The sequence below is a fragment of the uncultured Campylobacter sp. genome (assembly GCF_938017775.1).
Classification (GTDB): Bacteria; Campylobacterota; Campylobacteria; order Campylobacterales; family Campylobacteraceae; genus Campylobacter_B.
In genome coordinates this window covers 131,567-150,656 of sequence record NZ_CALIIU010000038.1, presented here as the reverse complement: position 1 = coordinate 150,656, position 19,090 = coordinate 131,567, and the positions used below count along the sequence as shown (strand labels likewise).

Annotated in this window: 23 protein-coding genes; 17 read left to right on the top strand and 6 right to left on the bottom strand. The window is 48.8% G+C overall.

Annotated elements, in window-relative coordinates:
• Positions 1-6 precede the first annotated feature (6 nt).
• From clpX to Q0537_RS06340, 4 genes are read right to left on the bottom strand one after another with little or no spacing between them, the layout of a single operon-like run.
• Positions 7-1,245: an ATP-dependent protease ATP-binding subunit ClpX gene (clpX, locus tag Q0537_RS06355; protein ID WP_295152772.1), complete on the bottom strand. Its 1,239-nt coding sequence runs from the start codon at positions 1,243-1,245 to the stop codon at positions 7-9.
• Positions 1,245-2,033, bottom strand: a complete 789-nt coding sequence (gene lpxA, locus Q0537_RS06350; protein ID WP_299226140.1) for an acyl-ACP--UDP-N-acetylglucosamine O-acyltransferase — start codon at positions 2,031-2,033, stop codon at positions 1,245-1,247. Before lpxA ends, clpX begins: the two co-directional genes overlap by 1 nt.
• Complete coding sequence (gene fabZ, locus Q0537_RS06345) at positions 2,033-2,482, bottom strand: 3-hydroxyacyl-ACP dehydratase FabZ (protein WP_299226137.1); 450 nt, start codon at positions 2,480-2,482, stop codon at positions 2,033-2,035. Before fabZ ends, lpxA begins: the two co-directional genes overlap by 1 nt.
• 33 nt (positions 2,483-2,515) lie before the next feature.
• Entirely contained in the window at positions 2,516-3,649 is a 1,134-nt protein-coding gene (locus Q0537_RS06340; RefSeq protein WP_299226134.1) for an epoxyqueuosine reductase QueH, read from the bottom strand.
• Positions 3,650-3,714: 65 nt separating this feature from the next.
• Here Q0537_RS06340 and Q0537_RS06335 point away from each other — a divergent pair, with 65 nt between their 5' ends.
• The 6 genes from Q0537_RS06335 (at position 3,715) to Q0537_RS06310 (ending at position 10,781) form a co-directional block, all read left to right on the top strand.
• Entirely contained in the window at positions 3,715-7,077 is a 3,363-nt protein-coding gene (locus tag Q0537_RS06335; protein WP_299226131.1) for a DUF748 domain-containing protein, read from the top strand.
• 50 nt (positions 7,078-7,127) lie between these two features.
• Positions 7,128-7,889, top strand: coding sequence for a 4-hydroxy-tetrahydrodipicolinate reductase (dapB, locus tag Q0537_RS06330; RefSeq protein ID WP_299226128.1), 762 nt, complete (start codon positions 7,128-7,130; stop codon positions 7,887-7,889).
• A 28-nt stretch (positions 7,890-7,917) separates the two neighbouring features.
• Positions 7,918-8,109, top strand: a complete 192-nt coding sequence (locus Q0537_RS06325; protein ID WP_299226123.1) for a nucleotidyltransferase domain-containing protein — start codon at positions 7,918-7,920, stop codon at positions 8,107-8,109.
• A gap of 52 nt (positions 8,110-8,161) precedes the next feature.
• A complete protein-coding gene (gene purF, locus Q0537_RS06320) occupies positions 8,162-9,508 on the top strand; it encodes an amidophosphoribosyltransferase (protein WP_299226120.1) in 1,347 nt (448 codons plus the stop codon).
• Positions 9,509-9,528: 20 nt separating this feature from the next.
• Positions 9,529-9,885 (top strand): DUF488 family protein, encoded by a 357-nt coding sequence (locus Q0537_RS06315; RefSeq protein ID WP_298105523.1) that lies wholly within the window; start codon positions 9,529-9,531, stop codon positions 9,883-9,885.
• 470 nt (positions 9,886-10,355) lie between these two features.
• Positions 10,356-10,781, top strand: coding sequence for a TOBE domain-containing protein (locus Q0537_RS06310; RefSeq protein WP_299226116.1), 426 nt, complete (start codon positions 10,356-10,358; stop codon positions 10,779-10,781).
• A gap of 882 nt (positions 10,782-11,663) precedes the next feature.
• On the opposite strand, the gene Q0537_RS06305 is transcribed toward Q0537_RS06310, so the two are convergent.
• On the bottom strand, positions 11,664-12,212 hold the full coding sequence (locus Q0537_RS06305) for an NAD(P)H-dependent oxidoreductase (protein WP_299226113.1): 549 nt from the start codon (positions 12,210-12,212) through the stop codon (positions 11,664-11,666).
• 368 nt (positions 12,213-12,580) lie between these two features.
• On the opposite strand from Q0537_RS06305, the gene bcp reads away from it, so the two are divergent.
• The 3 genes from bcp (at position 12,581) to Q0537_RS06295 (ending at position 13,939) form a co-directional block, all read left to right on the top strand.
• Positions 12,581-13,108 carry a thioredoxin-dependent thiol peroxidase gene (gene bcp, locus Q0537_RS06300; RefSeq protein ID WP_299226110.1) on the top strand — a complete coding sequence of 176 codons (528 nt, stop codon included), beginning with the start codon at positions 12,581-12,583 and terminating at the stop codon, positions 13,106-13,108.
• Positions 13,109-13,366: 258 nt separating this feature from the next.
• Positions 13,367-13,513, top strand: a complete 147-nt coding sequence (locus Q0537_RS10410) for a hypothetical protein (RefSeq protein ID WP_315003320.1) — start codon at positions 13,367-13,369, stop codon at positions 13,511-13,513.
• A 6-nt stretch (positions 13,514-13,519) separates the two neighbouring features.
• Positions 13,520-13,939 (top strand): NAD(P)H-dependent oxidoreductase, encoded by a 420-nt coding sequence (locus Q0537_RS06295; protein WP_366811334.1) that lies wholly within the window; start codon positions 13,520-13,522, stop codon positions 13,937-13,939.
• 147 nt (positions 13,940-14,086) lie between these two features.
• Here Q0537_RS06295 and Q0537_RS06290 read toward each other — a convergent pair whose 3' ends face one another.
• Positions 14,087-14,959, bottom strand: a complete 873-nt coding sequence (locus Q0537_RS06290; RefSeq protein ID WP_299226106.1) for a neutral zinc metallopeptidase — start codon at positions 14,957-14,959, stop codon at positions 14,087-14,089.
• A gap of 189 nt (positions 14,960-15,148) precedes the next feature.
• Here Q0537_RS06290 and infA point away from each other — a divergent pair, with 189 nt between their 5' ends.
• The 8 genes from infA (at position 15,149) to Q0537_RS06250 (ending at position 19,058) form a co-directional block, all read left to right on the top strand.
• Entirely contained in the window at positions 15,149-15,367 is a 219-nt protein-coding gene (infA, locus tag Q0537_RS06285; RefSeq protein WP_005869854.1) for a translation initiation factor IF-1, read from the top strand.
• 172 nt (positions 15,368-15,539) lie between these two features.
• Positions 15,540-15,653, top strand: a complete 114-nt coding sequence (rpmJ, locus tag Q0537_RS06280; RefSeq protein ID WP_005869855.1) for a 50S ribosomal protein L36 — start codon at positions 15,540-15,542, stop codon at positions 15,651-15,653.
• A gap of 3 nt (positions 15,654-15,656) precedes the next feature.
• Positions 15,657-16,025 carry a 30S ribosomal protein S13 gene (gene rpsM / locus Q0537_RS06275; RefSeq protein WP_005869856.1) on the top strand — a complete coding sequence of 123 codons (369 nt, stop codon included), beginning with the start codon at positions 15,657-15,659 and terminating at the stop codon, positions 16,023-16,025.
• 10 nt (positions 16,026-16,035) lie between these two features.
• Positions 16,036-16,428 (top strand): 30S ribosomal protein S11, encoded by a 393-nt coding sequence (rpsK, locus tag Q0537_RS06270; RefSeq protein ID WP_177387174.1) that lies wholly within the window; start codon positions 16,036-16,038, stop codon positions 16,426-16,428.
• An 18-nt stretch (positions 16,429-16,446) separates the two neighbouring features.
• On the top strand, positions 16,447-17,073 hold the full coding sequence (gene rpsD / locus Q0537_RS06265) for a 30S ribosomal protein S4 (protein ID WP_299226103.1): 627 nt from the start codon (positions 16,447-16,449) through the stop codon (positions 17,071-17,073).
• An 11-nt stretch (positions 17,074-17,084) separates the two neighbouring features.
• A complete protein-coding gene (locus tag Q0537_RS06260; RefSeq protein WP_177387178.1) occupies positions 17,085-18,110 on the top strand; it encodes a DNA-directed RNA polymerase subunit alpha in 1,026 nt (341 codons plus the stop codon).
• Complete coding sequence (rplQ, locus tag Q0537_RS06255) at positions 18,111-18,467, top strand: 50S ribosomal protein L17 (protein ID WP_005869862.1); 357 nt, start codon at positions 18,111-18,113, stop codon at positions 18,465-18,467.
• 87 nt (positions 18,468-18,554) lie between these two features.
• Entirely contained in the window at positions 18,555-19,058 is a 504-nt protein-coding gene (locus tag Q0537_RS06250; protein ID WP_299226099.1) for a L,D-transpeptidase family protein, read from the top strand.
• The last annotated feature ends 32 nt before the right edge of the window (positions 19,059-19,090 follow it).

The window sequence follows — 19,090 nt, the reverse complement described above, 5'->3', positions numbered from 1 at the left end:
TCCCCTTTATGCAGTTAAATTTTGTTTTACAAGTATCGGCTTAGAGACGCCATCTACGACCTCTTTGGAGATGATGACGTCATAGCCCTTAAGCTCAGGCAGATCGAACATAATATCGATCATTATCTCCTCGATTATGCTGCGAAGTCCGCGTGCGCCCGTTTTGCGCTTGATCGCAAGGCTCGCGACCTCTCTTAGCGCGTCGTCGTCAAATTTTAAATTTGCGCCGTCTATCGCAAAGAGCTTTTGATATTGCTTTAAGATCGCATTCTTCGGCTCGGTTAAAATTCTAACCATAGCTTTTTCGTCGATCTCATTTAGCGTAGCCACTACGTGCAAGCGCCCGATGAGCTCGGGGATTATGCCGTAATGCACCAGATCGTCGGCCTCGACCATGTTTAGCAAATTTAAGCTCTCTTTCTTGCTGCGCTTGGTTTGGTTAAACCCGAGCACGTTTTGCCCGATGCGGCGGTTGATGATCTCGTTTAGCCCGTCGAACGCGCCGCCGCAGACGAACAAAATATTGGTCGTATCAATCTGGATGAAGTCCTGATTTGGATGCTTTCGGCCGCCCTTCGGCGGGATATTTACGACGCTTCCTTCGATGATCTTAAGAAGCGCTTGCTGTACCCCTTCGCCGCTTACATCGCGCGTGATGCTGCGGTTTTCGCTCATTCGCGCGATCTTATCGATCTCGTCTACGAATACGATACCGCGCTGCGCCTTCTCTACGTCGCCGTCCGCAGCCTGCAAAAGGCGGGTGAGGATGTTTTCTACGTCCTCGCCGACGTAGCCCGCTTCCGTTAGGCTCGTAGCGTCGCTAATGGCGATCGGCACGTCCAAAAATCGCGCCAAGGTCTGCGCCATAAGCGTCTTGCCGCTGCCGGTAGGTCCGATAAGCAAGATATTTGATTTTGAAATTTCTGTATCGTCACCCTTCGCGTCGGTCTGTCTGAAAATTCTTTTATAGTGGTTGTAAACGCCGACGCTAAAAATTTTCTTAGCACGCTCCTGACCGATGACGTAGCGGTTGAGAACCTCCATCAGCGCCTTTGGCTTGATAGCCTCGAAATCAATCTCTTTATTTTGATTTTGTATCGCCTCATTTTGACCCTCGCTGCCGTGGATAGCGGCGTATGCCATATCGATACAATAGCTGCAGATAGCCGCCGTACCGTCGTCATTAGGATAGATACGACGCCCGTCCGCGCCCGTCTCACCGCAAAAACTGCACTTATTTGCCATTAAATTTTACCCTTATCTAGCGGAATTCCGCGTTTTGTATTGATTATAAACTCGCACATCTTGCGCACGTTTTGATCGCTCGTTTCGTTTAATAAAATTTGCGCCTGCTCCTTTAAACCCCCGCCTTGGTTGAATAAAAATTTATACGCCCGATTTATCGTCTCGACCGTCTCTTTATCGAAGCGGCGGCGGATGCCCGTTAAATTTAGCCCGCGGATATAGGCGCGATTCCCCTCGGCTAGACAAAACGGCACTACATCCTGACTAAGCGCGCTAGCCCCTGCGATCATGCAGCTCTCGCCGATGCGAACGAACTGATGCACGGGAGTAAGCCCGCCGATAACGGCATAATCGTCCATTACAACGTGGCCTGCGAGCGTGGCGTTGTTGGCTAGGATTATGTTGCTGCCCAGCACGCAATCGTGCGCGATGTGGCAATACGCCATCATAAATAGATTATCGCCGATGCGCGTAAATCCGTCTCCTTTATGCGAGCCCGAGCTGATCGTGCAAAACTCGTGAATCGTAGCGTTTTTACCGATGACTAACCCCGTTCGCTCGCCATCCTCAAAGCTCATATCCTGCGGAATTTCGCCCACGATCGCGTATGAAAAAATTTTAGAGCCCTCGCCGATTTGCGTATCGCCAATGATGCGCGCGCCCTGCTTGATCGTGCAGCCGTCGCCGATTTTAGACTGCGCGCTTATGAAAGCATACGGCTCGATCACAACCTCGGCTCCGATCTGCGCGCCGTCCTCGATGATCGCCGTGTGGTGAACTTTAGCCATCATTTATCCATTATCATCGCTTGAAGCTCAGCCTGCGCGGCCAGTGTGGCGCCATCGTTGATGTAGGCTTCGCCCTTTAGCATCCAGATGCGTCCGCGATGTTTGATTACACTGATGCGATATTCAAGTTTGTCGCCAGGGCGGACCGGGTTTCTAAATTTAGCATTGTCGATACTCATAAAATACACGACCTTATCGCTTAAATTGGCGCCGTCTTTCTCCATACTCTTAAACGCCAGCACGCCGCCTGCCTGCGCTAAGCCCTCGATTATCATTACGCCCGGATAGATTGGATGGCCTGGGAAGTGACCCTGAAAGATCTGCTCGTTGTAGGTTACGTTTTTATAGGCCTTGATGCTTTCGCCTATACTGAGCTCTTCGACGCGATCTATCAGCAAAAACGGGAAGCGATGAGGTAGGATGGAGAGGATTTCGTTTATATCTATCATTGATCTGCCTTTTTTAGAAATTTTGGAATCTTATCAAATTCTTACTAAAATTTCCCTAACGTCTAAAAATATGCGCGAGAGCCCGTAAATTTGAACTTTGGCGGCTCTTATCTCGTCCGTGACGATGATCGGCGAGAGCGAGCCCGCAGCGCACAGGGCGGCGCGAGTTTTATTTTGGCGCGCGAGACTCGGCGGGTTTTTTAGCATTTCGGATACGCTTTTGAAATTTGATCTTGAAATTTCGTTAAATTTCGCCAGACTTAAAATTTTAATCTCGCCCTTATCGCTGCAAAAAATTTCGCACTCCCGCTCTATGCTAAACTTCACGTTTTCGCGCATAAAATGCGAGCCAAATAGCACAAACGAGGGCACGACCTCGCCGTCAAATTTAATCCATGCACGGAGCAGGCGGTAGTTTAAAAACCGATCGCGCAGCACGCTAAATTTAACTCCTTTTCTTTCGAGCGCACAAAGCTTTTTATAAAATTTCAACTTCTCCTCTACCGAAGCGGGCAAGATTTGCCTATCGATCGGCGACATTAGCTCGTAAATTTCGGCATCGCAGGCTAAATTTCGTCTCAAATCCGCCGTCAAACTTCCGCCGAAATTCTGCTCAGCCTTTCGCTGCTCATTCCGCTGTGCCGCAAGCGCATAGATGCAGCCGCAGTAGTTTTGATGATAGAGCGCGTCTTTTTTCGCAAGCGCAAACTGCTCGTTCGTGCCGCCGTTTTTGCGAAAATCGGGCGCGATAAACTCCAGTCCGCAGCACTCACAAATACGCTGTAGCGAGGCGCAAAGCTGAGAGTGCGATTTTTTGGGGCTCATAAGAAGAGTCGTGGTGATTTTACGCTCGCCCAAACTTAGCGCGAGCTCGGCTGTTTTTTGCATGCGAAAATCAAAGCAAAACTCGCAGCGCGCGCCTTTTTCGGGCTCATTTTCAAGCCCGCGCGCGCCGTCTAGCCAGCCCTGAAAATCATACTCGCCCGGGATAAATTTAATCCCTAAATTCTCGCAAACCCGCTTCGCGTCATGCATTCTAAGAACATATTCGCCGCAAGGGTGGATGTTTGGATCGTAGAAATAGCCTATTAGCGGCTCTTGCGTGAGCTCTTTTAAGCGGCGCAAAAAATAATCGCAATCGACCGAGCAGCAGATGTGAACCAGCAAAATTTAACCCTTTGCACGAAATTTTTGGATATAATTTTACGCTATCAAAATTAATGAGCGGAAAAATGAAAAATTTTTTTATAAAACACCGACGTAAGTTTGCTTGCGGCTTGGGCGGATTTGCGCTATTTTACGTGCTCGCGGGCTTTTTCGGCGTGCCGCTTTTTATCGAAAAAGCGCTGCCTAAAATTTTAGAGGGCAGAGCAAACTTTAGCGTGCAGGACGCCAAATTTAACCCCTTTACCTACGAGCTAAACGTCACCAAGCCGGAGCTTAGCACCTTTAAGCCGCTGTTTAGCGCCGATGAGATAAATTTAAAAATCGGTTTTTCGAAGCTTTTTAAAAAGACTCTCGCGGTAGAAATTTTGCATCTCAAATCGCCTAAATTTCACGTTGAGCGCGAGCAAAACGGCACTTTCAATTTCGAGCCGCTACTTTCGGAGCAAAAGAGCGAAAACAAGGATGAAAACTCCAGCTTCAATGTCACGCTGAATAATTTTAAGATCGAGCGCGGCTCTCTGGGCTACGTCGACAACTCCCTAAAAAGGCCGTTTTCGCTCGTCTCGACCGAGCTAAATTATGAGATCAACGGGCTAAATTTAAAGGACGAAACGATCGGCGAGCACGATTTAAGCGCCGTTTCGCGTACATACGACGCGCTAAGCTTCGATGGAGCCATCGACCTGGCGCCTCTTCGTCTGCACGGCAAAGTGGATATCTCACGGCTGAAAATTGATCCGTTTTGGCTATCATACCTCGATCCTAGCGGCGTGCGGTTTAGGAACGGCTTCCTTTCCGCCGAACTGAATTACCGATTGAGCCTTGATGAAAATATAAAATTTGCGCTTGAAAACTCAAAGCTCGAACTGCAAAGCCTAGAAATTTTGCAAGATCAAAATTTAATTTCGTTAGACTCGCTGAAAATCCCGAGCTTTGAGCTGAATACGGACGTTTCGGATGAAATTTCAGGCGCAGTAATGATCCCGCAAGTGCTGCTTTCGGGCGCAAAATACGATATGGGCGAAACCAAAATTTCCACGGGCTTTGAGGGCGCGCGGGTCGCGGATTTTGCGCTAGATTTTAATAAAACGGGGGCAAACTTGCGGCTAAACTCCGCCGTAAAAAGCGTAGATCTAAACCGCTCAAGCTTTGCAAACCCGCAAATTTCGGTCGTCTCAAACGATACTAAAATCACGGAAAATTTCTTGAAATTTAACGCCGAAGGTAACGATACAGCCCTTCATACGGGCTTTGGTGCCTTTAATATCGCGGATACGCAGATTACGCTAGCGCGCAGCGATAAAATTTCGATCGCCGCAACCGAACTGGGCGCTTTTAGCTACGACAAAGAGGGCGCGCAAAACGGCGCAAGCCTGAAGTTTGCTAAAATTTCAAACTCCAAAATCGCAAACAAAAACGGAATTTTTAGCGGATTTGAAAGCTTCGGCGTGCAGGGAGTGAAATTTAACGTCGCGGATCTCGATCTGGGCGTGGATAAAATTTTGCTAAACGAACCGTTTTTCAACTCGGAAGTGGGCGTTAACGGCGCCAAAAGCATAAACGATTTGGCGATTTTAAGCGCGATCTCTAAAAATCCTGCGAGTTTCAAAAAAACGACGAGCCCTAGCGCCGTAAGCCAAGCGGACGCAAATTCTACAGCAAGCGGCGCAAATTCGGATTCTAAAAAGCCCGCCAAAAGCCCCGCTTTAAAATTTAAGATCAGCGAGGCCTCCGTAACGGGCGCAAAGGCCAAGATCAGCGAGAGCTTTATCGTTAAAAACAACGTGCACGAGATCAAGGATTTCAGCGCCACGCTAAGCGGGCTAAGCTCAAATTTCGCCGAGCCCTTCGGCATCAAAGCAAGCCTTATCACGGGCGAAATCATGGCTAGCGCGGACGGCAAGGCTAGCATCGCGCCGCTTAACGTAGGCGTGAACTTTAGCCTAAAGGCGCCGAACTTGGGCGTTTTTAACAAATATGCAGCGGAATTTATCACGGGCTCCATCACAGGCGAGCTCGCTACGCAAGGGCAGCTGAAGCTTTCAAACGCCTTTTCGCTCGAAGCGAAGCTATCCGGCAAAGACTTGGCGTTAAGCTCGGGCAGGGATAAAATTTTCTCCCTTGCGTTGCTGAATGTCGCGCAAATCGCGCTGAGCCCAAACTCCCTCACGCTAAATAAGATCGCTCTTGGCTCACCCGCGGCAAATATCTCGCTAAATAAAGACAGGCGTTTAAATTTAACTTCGCTAATAAAGCCTGCCGCGCAGGCAAAACAGGCCGCAAAGCCCGCCGAAGCTGCGCCTAGCAGATCCGCAAAAAGCAAGGCAAACTTTGCGTGGAGCGTAAAAAATATCTCGCTTAGCGGCGGAGGTTTAAATTTTACCGATGAGAGTCTAGCAACGCCCTTTAAACTGCGCATCAGCGATATGAAAGCAAGCATCAGCGAGATCAGCCCGAAGCGGGCGGCGGATATCAAGCTTAGCTCGCTCGTAAGCGGAAGCGGGTTAGCGAGCATCACGGCGCGCGCCTATCCGCTGGACTTTAAACGCAAAAGCGACATAAACGTCGTTTTAAAGGAGATTCCGCTTGTGCCCGCATCGCCCTATACCGCCAAATATATCGGCAACGAAATCGCAGGCGGTAAGTTAAATTTAAAACTTGCCTACAAAATCGATGACGGCAAGCTGAATGCGAGCAATGATCTAAATTTAGACCGCTTCGAGCTTGGCAAAGAGGTGCAGAGCAAGGATGCGCTGAGCCTTCCGATCGGGCTAGCGGTATCGATCCTAAAGGACAGCGACGATCAGATCGATATTAGCCTACCTCTAAGCGGCGCGATGAATGATCCGAAATTTAGCTACGGCGCGCTCGTTTGGGGCGCGATCAAAAAGCTGCTCTCGGACATCGTGTTAAGTCCGTTTAGATTTATGGGAAAGATCGTGGGCGTGGATACGAAAAAGCTGGAAAGTATCGATTTTGAGGCGGCGAGCAGTGAAATTTTAATCAGCGAAAGCTCTAAAATCGATGATTTAGCCAAGGTCGCAAAAGCCAAGCCCGAACTTAAGATCATTCTAAACTCTGCGTATAACGAAAAGCTCGATACTCACGAGTTTAAAAGGCGCTCGCTGCAAAATATCCTCACGCTGATGTCTAATAAAGAAGGTCTCTCCACAGATGAAGCCATAGCGGCGCTTAAGATCAAATACGGCATCAAAGCTAGCGGCGATGAGGCGATGGATGAGCTGATAAGCGCGCAGAAATTTACCCGCTCCCGTCTTGATGAGTTAGCCCTTGCCAGGGCGGCCGCCGTGCAAGCGGCACTCGTGCAGCGCGGCGTAAGCGCATCTCGCATAGAGATCAAAAAGCCGAGCGAAGCGGAGCTTAAACAAAACAGCTTTATCCCGCTAAACCTGGGTCTTGAAAAATAGCGTAAGCAAAATTTGGCTATACTAAGCGGACTAAATTTAAAGGAGCGGCGATGATAAATATAGGAATTCACGGCGGAAGCGGCAGAATGGGCACGATGATCTACGAATGCCTGAAAAATTTCGATCAGGCGCGAGCAAGCGTAATCTACGGGGTTGCGCCGCTTGATTATACGCCAAGCTGCGCCGCAAGCCGCAGCTACGACGAGCTTTTTAGCGGCTGCGACGTCGTGATAGACTTCACGATCCGAGACGGCGCAATAAATTTAATGAAATTTGCGCTTTCGCACCCAAAGCCGCTTTGCATCGGTACGACGGCCCTAGGCGAGGAGGGCGAGCGGCTACTGCGCGAATGCGGCGCGAAGATGCCCGTACTGCACGCTACGAATATGAGCCTGGGCGTAGCAGTGCTAAACAAGCTCGTAGCGCTTGCCAGCAGGAGCCTGCGCGATTTTGACTGCGAAATTTTAGAGATGCACCACCGCCACAAAAAAGACGCACCGAGCGGCACGGCGATGAGCCTTGCGGAAAGTGCCGCAAGCGCGCGCGAGCTAAACTTAAAGGACGTGCGCGTAAGCGGTCGCGACGGGCTCATTGGCGAGCGGAGCAAGGACGAGATCGCCGTGATGTCGCTACGCGGCGGCGATATAGTCGGACGCCACACCGTGGGATTTTACGGCGAGGGCGAGTTCATCGAGCTAAATCATACGGCGACTTCGCGCGCGACCTTTGCCAGAGGCGCGATAAAGGCAGCGGTATGGCTAGCATCGCAAAATAGCGGGCTTTACGGCATCGACGACTGCTTAGGAATCTAGGCTTTGCGGCTAAATTTAAGAGGAAAAGATGCCAACTAAAGATGAAATTTTAAATTTTTTGCGCGAGCTAAAGCCCGAGCTTGAAAGCTTTGGAATTTACAAAGTCGGGCTATTCGGTAGCTACGCCACAGGCGGAGCGAATATCGCCGAGACATTTAAAATTTCAGCCGATCTATTTGATGAGGCGCCGGCAACATGCCGGACGGCAAGCCGTCAATGATAAAACAAAATATAGATAAATTTCTAAAAAATAAAATTTAAGAGGTTAGAAAATGTGCGCAATCGTGGGAGTCATAAATTCCGAAGGTGCGGCTAAAACCGCGTATTACGGGCTTTTTGCCATGCAGCACCGCGGCCAGGAGGCAAGCGGCATCAGCTCGAGCTTCAACCATCATATCAAAACGATCAAAGCTACAGGGCTCGTGACGGAGGTTTTTAGTCCCGCGAGTTTTGAGCTTTTAAAGGGCAATATCGCGATCGGTCACAACCGCTACGGCACCGCGGGCGCAGACAGCCTAAAGGACGCGCAACCCGTTGCGGGCAACTACGCTCTTGGAGAGATCTCAATCGTTCATAACGGAAATTTGATCAATAAAGACGAAATTCGCCGCAAGCTCGTAAGCGAGGGGGCGATTTTTCAGTCCGGCATGGACACCGAAAATATCCTGCACCTCATCGCACGCAGCAAGCAGGAGCATCTAAAAGATCGCATCGTCGAAGCTCTGAATCAGTGCGTGGGCGCGTATTCGCTTCTGATTTTAAGCCGCTCGAAGATGTTTGCCGTGCGCGATCGCTACGGCGTGCGTCCGCTCAGCATCGGCAGGCTCAAAGACGGTGGCTACATCGTCGCGAGCGAAACCTGTGCGTTTGATCTCGTAGGAGCCGAGTTCATCCGCGACGTGAAACCCGGCGAGATGGTGATCTTCGAAGAGGGCAAGGATGAGTTTAGCTCGCTTGAAATTTTAAAAGCCGCAGAGGCTAGAATTTGCGCGTTTGAATACATCTACTTTGCGCGCCCAGACAGCGTCGTAGAGGGCAAAAACGTATATGAGGTCAGAAAAAAACTGGGCGCTGCGCTCGCGCGAAAATGTAAAAATTTAAAAGCCGATTTCGTCGTGCCCGTGCCCGATAGCGGCGTACCGGCGGCGCTGGGTTTCGCACAAGAGAGCAAAATCCCCTTTGAGATGGCGATCGTGCGCAACCACTACATCGGTCGCACCTTTATCGAGCCGACGCAAGAGGTGCGAAATTTAAAGGTCAAACTCAAGCTAAATCCGATTGGCGCGGCACTGCACGGCAAGAGCGTCGCGGTGATCGACGACAGCATCGTGCGCGGCACCACGAGCAAAAAGATCGTCGAGCTTCTGCGCCATGCGGGCGCGGCGCGCGTGCATATGTGCATCGCGAGCCCCGAGCTAAAGTATCCCGAGCGCTACGGTATCGACACGCCGAGCGTGCGCGAGCTGATCGCCGCGAATATGAGCACGGATGAAATTTGCAAATTTATAGGCGCCGACAGCCTCACGTTTCTTAGCGTGCCGGAGCTCGTAGAGGCGCTTGGAAGCGAGCGCAAGTACTCGCTCGTAAGCTTCGACGGCGATTATTTCATCAAAGACTAACGAATTTAAAGGAACAAATTATGACAAAATTTAAGATTAAGCGCGTCTATGAGAGCGCAGAGGAAGAGGATGGATTTCGCGTGCTTTGCGACAGACTTTGGCCGCGCGGCATAAAAAAAGATGCGCTGGAGCTTGATATGTGGGCGAAAGATATAACGCCTAGCACCGAAATACGCAAGCTTTTCGCGCATAAGCCTGAGAATTTCGCCCATTTTAAGGAGCTTTACCTAGCTGAGCTTGAGCAAAATCCCGCCGTGGCCGAATTTTTGAAAAAGGTTAAAAACGAGCCGGTCGTCACGTTGCTATACGCTGCGAAAGACGAGCACTGCAACCACGCGATGATTCTGCGTGATTTTCTGCAAAGTAAGGTGCACTGAAATTTTGCGCTCAAAGCGCACCGCTAGCTGTATTTTAAAGCAAATGTAAAACCGCCTCACTCACCAATCCACTCGTAAAACCGATGCGCGAGGCGTAAAATTCAGCGAACAGGCGTAAGCGGAGCGCTCTTAAAGCCTTATCGGGCGCGATTTGAGATAAATTTTCTATCCGGATGTACACTTCGCAGATGCGCAAAACAAACGCTAAATTTTGCGCCAGAACTCTAAAAAAACGCAGAATTTTATAAAGAGCGATAAAATTTCAAGGAAAATAACTCGATTTAATATATGCAAATTTAGAATTTCATCTATTTTTTAACGCTACTTTTAATAATGCAAGCTAGGAATTTAAAAAGTGGGCTTAATATAAATTCGCAACAAATCAAATTAATTTCTTACACGCAGCATTTTTAAATTTCATTTAAGAATTTGCCGCTAACATTGCTCGTAATTTTTTACAAGGAGAAACTATGGCAATAAGTGCTAGAAATCAGCTTCACGTCGTAATCAGCGACGTAAAAACAGGTGCGGTAAATTCGCTAATCACAGCTAAAACCAGAGGCGGCGACGTGCTAAAAGCAACCGTGACGGTTGATTCTGAAAAAACTTTGGATTTAAAAGCAGGCAAAGAGGCGGTATTTTTATTCAAAGCCCCAAGCGTCATCATCTCCAAAGGCGATAACGATCTACGCTTAAGCGCGACCAACCAAATAAAGGGCAAAATCACCGCCGTTAAAGAGGGCGCGGTAAATGCCGAGATCAGCGTCAAAAGCGCCGGCGGCGAGAACCTAAGCGCGACCGTTACAAACGAATCGGTTAAGAATTTAGCTCTTAAAAAAGATGATGAAGTAACCGCAATCATCAAAGCTACTCAAATCATCGTCGGCGTAAAATAATCCTGCATTGTACGAAACGATGTGCACGCTTTAAACATCACAAAATCAAGGAGCGAAATTTTATAAATTCTGCTCCTTCTTCAAAAATCTTTTTTGATAAATCAAATTTCGTAGCAGCTCAAATCGCGCTATAAGCGCTCTTTTCTCTCATGCGCGCAGATACACCCCGCGCGACATCCAGTCTCAATCACACCAAGAGCGGTCTTGCACTATTTTGCCGCAGTGCACGTTTCGCGCAGGCTTTGCATCTATGCAGCAGGTAAGCCCACGCGCGAGATATTTATGAAACGCAGACCCGCCCTTGCCCTACCTCGCTAGGTTATAACGACTTTATTTGCGCGCTCGCTACGCTACTTTGCTCGGTAATGACCGATCACCACACTTTTACAGCGGCAGGCTCAGCATATCTTTTCGCGGCGGCGGTACGATGTTTTGCAAAATACTACGCAATGCGGTAAATTTTAAAATTTAAACTCTTCAAGCGCGACAGAGACTGCTTCACAAAACCCAGACCCGATCCAAAAAGATCACGACACGCACTTCACCCCCTACTTTGCCGCTTGCTGCGAAATTTAACCACTCTTGCGCAAATAGGACACGATGAGTTTTACGCCGATGACTGCGAGCCGAACGCCATTCGTGCCTCCATAGATGACAACATTAGCTAGCCGATGCGCGCGTTTAAATACGCTTGTACCTGCAGGCAATAAACACTGGCTACAACGAGTGCATACACGTATTAGTTAGTCGCAACAGTCCATAGCGTGTTTTGATTCACTTTAAGCTTTTGTCGATCGGCTCGTTAAAAGGCGTAGATTCCGCGAATAAAATCACTCTTGTAAAATTTCAGCTCATCGCCGCGGGTAACGGGCATTTGCTTTGCTAAATTTGATACTCGCCGGGACTTAGTTCGCCTCGTAAAAGTTTGCCGAAGCGTGCGGCCGCGGTCTCTACGGCATCGTCGCCAAACTCGCCCGGCTCAAATCCGCCACTGATAAACGGCACGGCAAAATCCATCCCGCAGTAGTTTGCCGCGATCTTAAGCGGAGTTAAAATTTCATCCATGCTATAGCCTATCGCGCCCTGTTTGGAGTACTCGCTAAGCGGTGTACTGGCGCTTAGCGCGAGCTGCAGAACCTTGCCCTTAAGCGCGCCGGAGCCCACCAGCTCGTGCGAAAAGACGATGTCGATATAGGCTTTTAGCATAGGCGGCACGTTTAGCCAGTACAGCGGGTACAAAAATACGATGCGATCTGCGCCGCGTAGCGCGTCTTGCTCTGCGCGGGCGTCAATGCGCGCAGTATCGGTGCCGTAAAGTCCCTCCAAATGACGCACCTCTACGCCGGCAGCGCCCTTTGCGACCTGCGATAGGGCTTTGTTCACGCGCGAGGCGGCGAAATTGGGATGCGATAAGATCAAGAGCGTTTTCATGTTGTATCCTTTGTTAAAATTTGTAGAATCATATCGTTAAAAAGCTAAAAGTAGAATAATGAGGCTTGCGAAAACGAAGCGTTATTTTGCTCGCGAGGAATGGGATTCGTGAGGCGAGATAGATACGAGGCGCTCTCGTACCATACTGCCTCAAGGCATGTGCAACAAAATGTTTTTACGCGTGCCGCAAAGTAAGCTCCCACGCTCGCCCTCGTCTAAAACGATCTTACTTACAATCCGTCCAATGCGCGCGCAGCTGCGGCACGGAGCAAAATTTCGTCCAAGCAAGGATAAATTTATGAAAAAAGATTAAAATTTAGCCGCAACTCGGGCTACAAGCCCGAAAATTTCAAAAAAAAGGACACGATATGCAGAGAAAAACACAGATCGAAGGCGAGTTTAGCGCAGAGGATCGCGAGCGTAAAATCACGCTGCAAGCAGGAGATGCGGCGCCCGAGTTTAGCTTGCAAAATGCCGACGGCGCGAGTGTCGCGCTAAAGGATTTCGCGGGAAAAAAGATCGCGCTGTATTTTTACCCCAAGGATAACACCCCCGGCTGCACGACCGAAGCGTGCGAATTTAGCGCCGCGTACGATGATTTCATCGCCGCAGACTGCGTGATCGTAGGCATCAGCCCTGACAGCGCCAAATCCCACGCGGGCTTCATCGCCAAGCAGAGCCTAAAACACATCCTGCTGAGCGATCCGCAGCACGAGGTAGCCAAGCTATACGGCGCGTGGCAGGTGCGCAAAAACTACGGGCGCGAGTATCTAGGCATCGTGCGCTCGACCTTTCTGATCGGTGCGGACGGCAAAATTTTAAAGGTCTATAAAAGCGTCAAGGCAAAGGATCACGCCGCAAAGGTGCTCGCGGATCTACTGGCTGCGGGAAAGTAAAGCGCTAGGCGGTATTTTGAAGCAGAGCTTGCACGCATTTGGGCGCTAAATTTTAATTATATGAAATTTATGCGCTGAAATTTGCTACGGAATTTCGGCGTCAAATTGAAGCGCCGAAGCTTCGGCATTAAAATTTCGCCTTAAAATTTTGCCTCAGAATTCCGACGCTAATTTGAAAATAAAATTTCAAAGCGGGGCTATATCTGCGATTTTAGCGGCAAATTTTATTGCCCCAAACCAAAATTTTAAAGGAAAAATATGAAAAACTTAATCATTCTAGCTCACCCCGACATTAAAAATTCGGTTATAAACAAGCGGTTTTTGAAAGAGGCTGCCGCGCAAAGCTTCACCGTGCGCGACCTAGCGCGCGAGTATCCTAGCGGCGAAATAGACAGCGAGCGCTAGCGCGCGATAATCAAAGCCCACGACGCGCTGGTGCTGCAATTTCCGCTGCATAATTTCTCCTCGCCCGCGATTTTAAAAAGCTGGATCGATGCGACGATGACGTATGGATTTGCTTATGGGCGCACAAGTGAGGGCATGCGCGGGCGCGCCGTGGCGCTGGCGGTGAGCGCGGGCATCAAGCGCGCCGACTACGCGCCTAACGGGCGGTACCATTTCACGATGGAGCAGATTTTAGCGCCGTTTGAGCCGGCATTCCGCTACTATTTTCATGCAGACTGGCGCGGATTTTTCGCGTTTTACGGCGCGGAAGAGACGCCGGGCGTGGATTATCAAAGCAGCACCGAACAGATAGAAAAAGGCGCGGCGGAGTACGCGGAATTTTTAAGAAATTTAGGCGCAAAGGGCGGCGCGGGTAAAAAATTTTAAATTAAAACAAGTGTTTTGCCTGTAGCGAGTCTACTCGCATATATCTTGATAAAAATTTTATGCTAAAAGGCAAGCCCTCATTTTAGAGCTAAATTTTAAAATTTAAGCCGCCTTTATCTAGCCCGCAAGCTAGCTCAAAGCCCGCGCTTACGGCTCAAATGAGCAGGCTTTTAGGTTTCCGCCCGTTAAGCCCTTTTCAAACCACTCTTTACGCTGCGCCGAGGTGCCGTGCGTGAAGGAATCGGGCACGACGCGACCGCTAAATTTACGTTGCAACGTATCGTCGCCGATCGCGCTGGCGGCATTTAGCGCCTCGTCGATATCGCCCGCCTCCAGCACGCGCCCGGCTTTTGCGAGATAATGCGCCCAAACTCCCGCGTAGCAGTCCGCCTGCAGCTCGACTTTGACCTGAAGCGCGTTTTGCTCGGCTTCGCTGCGAGCGCGCCTTTTTAGAGTGGCGACCTGCTCCAGCGTGCCGACTAAATTTTGAACGTGATGCCCTACTTCGTGCGCGATGACGTAGGCCTGCGCGAAGTCACCGCCCGCTTTGTATTTATTCGCAAGTTCGTCGAAAAAGCCGAGATCGAGATAAATTTTATGATCCCTCGGGCAATAAAAGGGTCCCGTCTGCGCGCTCGCAAAGCCGCAGCCGCTTGCGATCTGATCGCGGAAAAGCCGAAGTCCGGGCTCCTCGTAGCGCGCGCCCGCACTTTTAAATATCTCGCCCCAAACGTCTTCAGTTTGAGCTAGCACTGCCGAGACGAAGGCAAGCTTTTCTTGCTCCTGCGGGCTATCGGTCGGCTCTCTTTGCGTGCTGGCGCCTCCGTCTAAAAGCGCCAAAGGGTTGTAACCCATAAAATACGCTACCGCGCCGATTACAAGCACTATGCGCCCGATCTTTGAGCCGAGCAAAAACCTGATGATCGGAATCAGCATCCCAAGCGAGCCCGAGCTCGTGCGCATGCTGCTTGCGCGGTCATCCTCCACGTTTGAGCTTCGTCTGCCGTCTTGCCATTTCATATTTTTCCTTTAAAATTTTTGAGCCATTATACTGAAATTTTAAAAAGAGTGCCGTCTTGCTTTTGCAAAAACGGTGCGCGCGTAGCGAAGTAAATCTGAAATTTTGCTTATTTTAAATTTCTTTTAAGCTGTTTAAAATTTTAAATTCTATATAATCGCCCTTTTTAAATTTAAAAGAAAGGAGAATTTGTGGCAAAAGACGACGTCATAGAGATCGACGGCAACGTCATAGAAGCGCTGCCGAACGCGACTTTTAAGGTCGAGCTGGACAACAAACACGTAATTTTATGCCATATCGCGGGCAAGATGCGGATGCACTACATCAAGATAATGCCGGGCGATCGCGTAAAAGTCGAGCTGACCCCTTACAGCCTCGATAAAGGCAGGATCACCTACCGCTATAAGTAAGGATAAAGTTAAATTTAGATATACTCGCGATTTTGCGACTAAACTGTAGGAAGAAGTGTTTTCAAAATCCCCACTATTTTGAAAACAGTTGGTTTGATACTTTCGCTTTTGAAATTTCATTAAACCTAGGTGCAGTTTGCATTTAAAGTGGAGAAAATTTTAGGAGAGTGGAATGAAAGTTCGTCCATCCGTTAAGAAAATGTGCGACAAATGTAAAATTGTCAAGCGCAAAGGTGTTGTTCACGTTATTTGTGAAAATCCAAAACATAAACAAAGACAAGGATAAGTTATGGCTCGTATCGCAGGTGTAGATCTACCAAAGAAAAAAAGGATTGAATACGGACTAACTTATATCTACGGTATAGGTTTATTTACGTCGAGAAAAATTCTCGATGCGGCAGGAATTTCTTACGATAAAAGAGTCGCCGATCTGAGCGAAGATGAAGCCGCCGCTATCAGAAAAGAGATCCAGGAACACTATATGGTCGAGGGCGATCTTCGCAAACAAGTGGCTATGGATATAAAAGCGCTTATGGACTTGGGCGGCTATCGCGGCTTAAGACACAGAAAGGGCCTTCCGGTTCGCGGTCAAAAAACAAAAACAAACGCCAGAACCAGAAAAGGCAAACGCAAAACCGTCGGCGCGGCAGCTAAATAAGGATTGAGATATGGCACAAAAAAAAGTAGTTAAGAAAAAAACCGTCAGAAAAAATATCGCCAAAGGCATAGTTTACATCTCCGCTACGTTTAACAACACTATGATTACCGTAACGGACGAGATGGGCAACGCGATCGCGTGGAGCAGTGCGGGCGCTTTAAATTTTAAAGGCAGCAAAAAATCCACCCCTTATGCGGCGCAGCAAGCCGTAGAGGACGCGTTAAACAAAGCCAAAGAGCACGGCATTAAAGAGGTAGGCGTCAAGGTTCAGGGTCCGGGAAGCGGACGCGAGACCGCCGTTAAAAGCGTAGGTAGCGTAGAAGGGATTAAAGTTACGTATTTCAAAGATATCACTCCTCTTGCGCACAACGGTTGCAGACCGCCTAAACGACGTCGCGTGTAATTATAAAAGGAGAAATTTATGGCTAGATATACAGGACCGGTTGAAAAATTAGAAAGAAGGCTCGGCGTCGATCTATTTATGAAAGGCGAGAGAAGGCTTGCGGGCAAGAGCGCGCTTTTAAAACGCCCTTACGCTCCGGGTCAGCACGGACAAAGACGCGCCAAACTAAGCGAATACGGCTCACAGCTTCGCGAGAAACAAAAGGCTAAATTTATGTACGGCGTAAGCGAGAAGCAGTTCCGTAGGCTATTTGCCGAAGCGGCTCGCAGAGAGGGTAACACCGGAGCGATCTTGGTTCAGCTTTTAGAGCAGAGGCTAGATAACGTCGTTTACCGCATGGGCTTTACTACGACTAGACGATTTGCGCGCCAGCTCGTTACGCACGGACACATTTTAGTAGACGGCAAGCGCGTCGATATCCCTTCGTACTCCGTCCGCGCAGGACAAAAGATCGAAGTGATCGAAAAGAGCAAAAATAACCCGCAAATTTCAAGAGCGCTGGATCTTACGGCACAGACCGGCATCGTAGCGTGGGTAGACGTAGAAAAAGAGAAAAGATACGGAATTTTTTCTAGAGTTCCGGAGAGAGAAGAAGTTGTTATTCCTGTAGAGGAAAGATTTATCGTAGAGCTTTACTCGAAATAGTAGGTGCTAATATGAGAAAAATCACAACATCAGCTCATATGCCAACTGAAATAAAGGTTGAGAATGTCAGCGAAAATGTTGCTAAAATCATAGCATATCCCTTTGAAACGGGATATGCCGTCACTCTAGCTCATCCTTTACGAAGGTTACTTTATACGAGCACGGTCGGTTTTGCGCCGACTGCGGTTAAAATCGAAGGCGTAAGCCACGAATTCGACAGCATGCGCGGTATGCTCGAGGATATGGCGGCTTTTATCATAAATTTAAAGGGCTTAAGATTTAAAATCAAAGGCGATTCCCTACGCGAGGTCGTAGAATACAGCTTTAAAGGGCCTAAAGAAATTTACGGCAGCGACCTAAATAACGACGCCGTAGAGATCGTAAATCCAAGTGCTTATCTGGCTACGATAAACGAGGATGCCGATCTTAAATTTACGCTCATCATCGAAAAGGGCATCGGCTACGTTCCAAGCGAAGAGATCAGAGAAAATTTAGACGCTGATTTCATCGCGTTAGATGCGTTTTTTACCCCGGTAACTAAGGCCGTTTACGACATCGAAAACGTATTTGTAGAGGACAATCCCGACTACGAAAAGGTGGTCTTTACGATCACTACCGACGGTCAGATCAGCGCGATAGATGCGTTTAAAAACGCACTTGAGGCGATGTATCAGCAGCTGGCGGTTTTCAAAGGTATCGTAAATATCAGCGCTGCAGATACTTTCGGTAGAGCGATCCCCGCAAATTCCGAGTTTGCAAAGCTTTTTGAGAGCGTTAGCAATCTAAGCTTAAGCGCACGAAGCTTCAACTGCCTAGATCGCGCCGATATTAGATTTATCGGTGAGCTTGCGATCATGGAGGAAAGCGAGCTTAAAGACCTTAAAAATTTAGGCAAAAAATCGCTTGAGGAGATCAAAGCCGTAATGGAGGAGATCGGTTATCCTATCGGCAACCAAGAGCTCGGCGATAAAAAAGAGCAGCTAAAACGCAAGCTTGACGAGCTGAAGGCTCAAAGACAAAAGAATGAAGGACAATAAATGAGACATAATCACGGATATAGGAAGCTAGGGCGCACTTCGTCTCACCGTGCCGCCCTGCTTAAAAATTTAACCATCGCTTTAGTTACTAGCGGCAAGATCGAAACTACGCTTCCTAAAGCAAAAGAGCTAAGAAGCTATGCCGAGAAGCTAATCACTCGCGCGCGAAAAGGCGACAGCGAGGCGCATAGATTCGTTTTTGCAGCGCTTCAGGATAAGGCTGCGACAAATAAGCTGGTCACCGAGATCGCTCCAAAATATGCAGGCGTAAACGGCGGCTACACTCGCATCATCAAAACCCGCCTTCGTAAGGGCGACGCCGCAGAGATGGCTTATATCGAACTAATCAGCAAATAAAATTTCGGGATCACTCCCGAAATTTCTTCTATGAAATTTAAAATTTTACTCCCGCTTATTATCATCGCTGCGGGCTTGGCGTGGGCATTGGACAATTATCTTAGCTACAAAAATATCGAAACGATCAACCCAGAAATTCCGCTAAAGCAAGCATTGGACGGCGAGCAAATTTCTAAAATCCGCGTCTATAAATCCAAACGAATTCTTGAAATTTTAACCTCAAAAGGCGTCGCAAAAAGCTACAAAATCGCCCTCGGACGCGAGCCTGAAGGGCACAAGGAAATTCAAGGCGACGGCAAAACCCCGGAGGGCAACTACACTATAAACGGCAAAAATCCGAACTCGGCGTATCATTTAAATTTAGGCATCTCCTATCCGAACAAAGCCGACGTAGCGCACGCAAAATCCCTCGGCAAGAGCGCAGGCGGCGATATCAAAATCCACGGGCTACCGAATAAATTTAGCTACCTAGGGCAGAGTATCGCGGCGTTCGGCGACTGGACGGAGGGCTGTATAGCGCTCGTCAATGACGATATGGACGAGCTTTTCGAGCACGTAAAAATCGGCACGCCGATAGAAATTTTGCCGTGATTGCACGCGCCTGCGCTAAAATTTCACAGCCG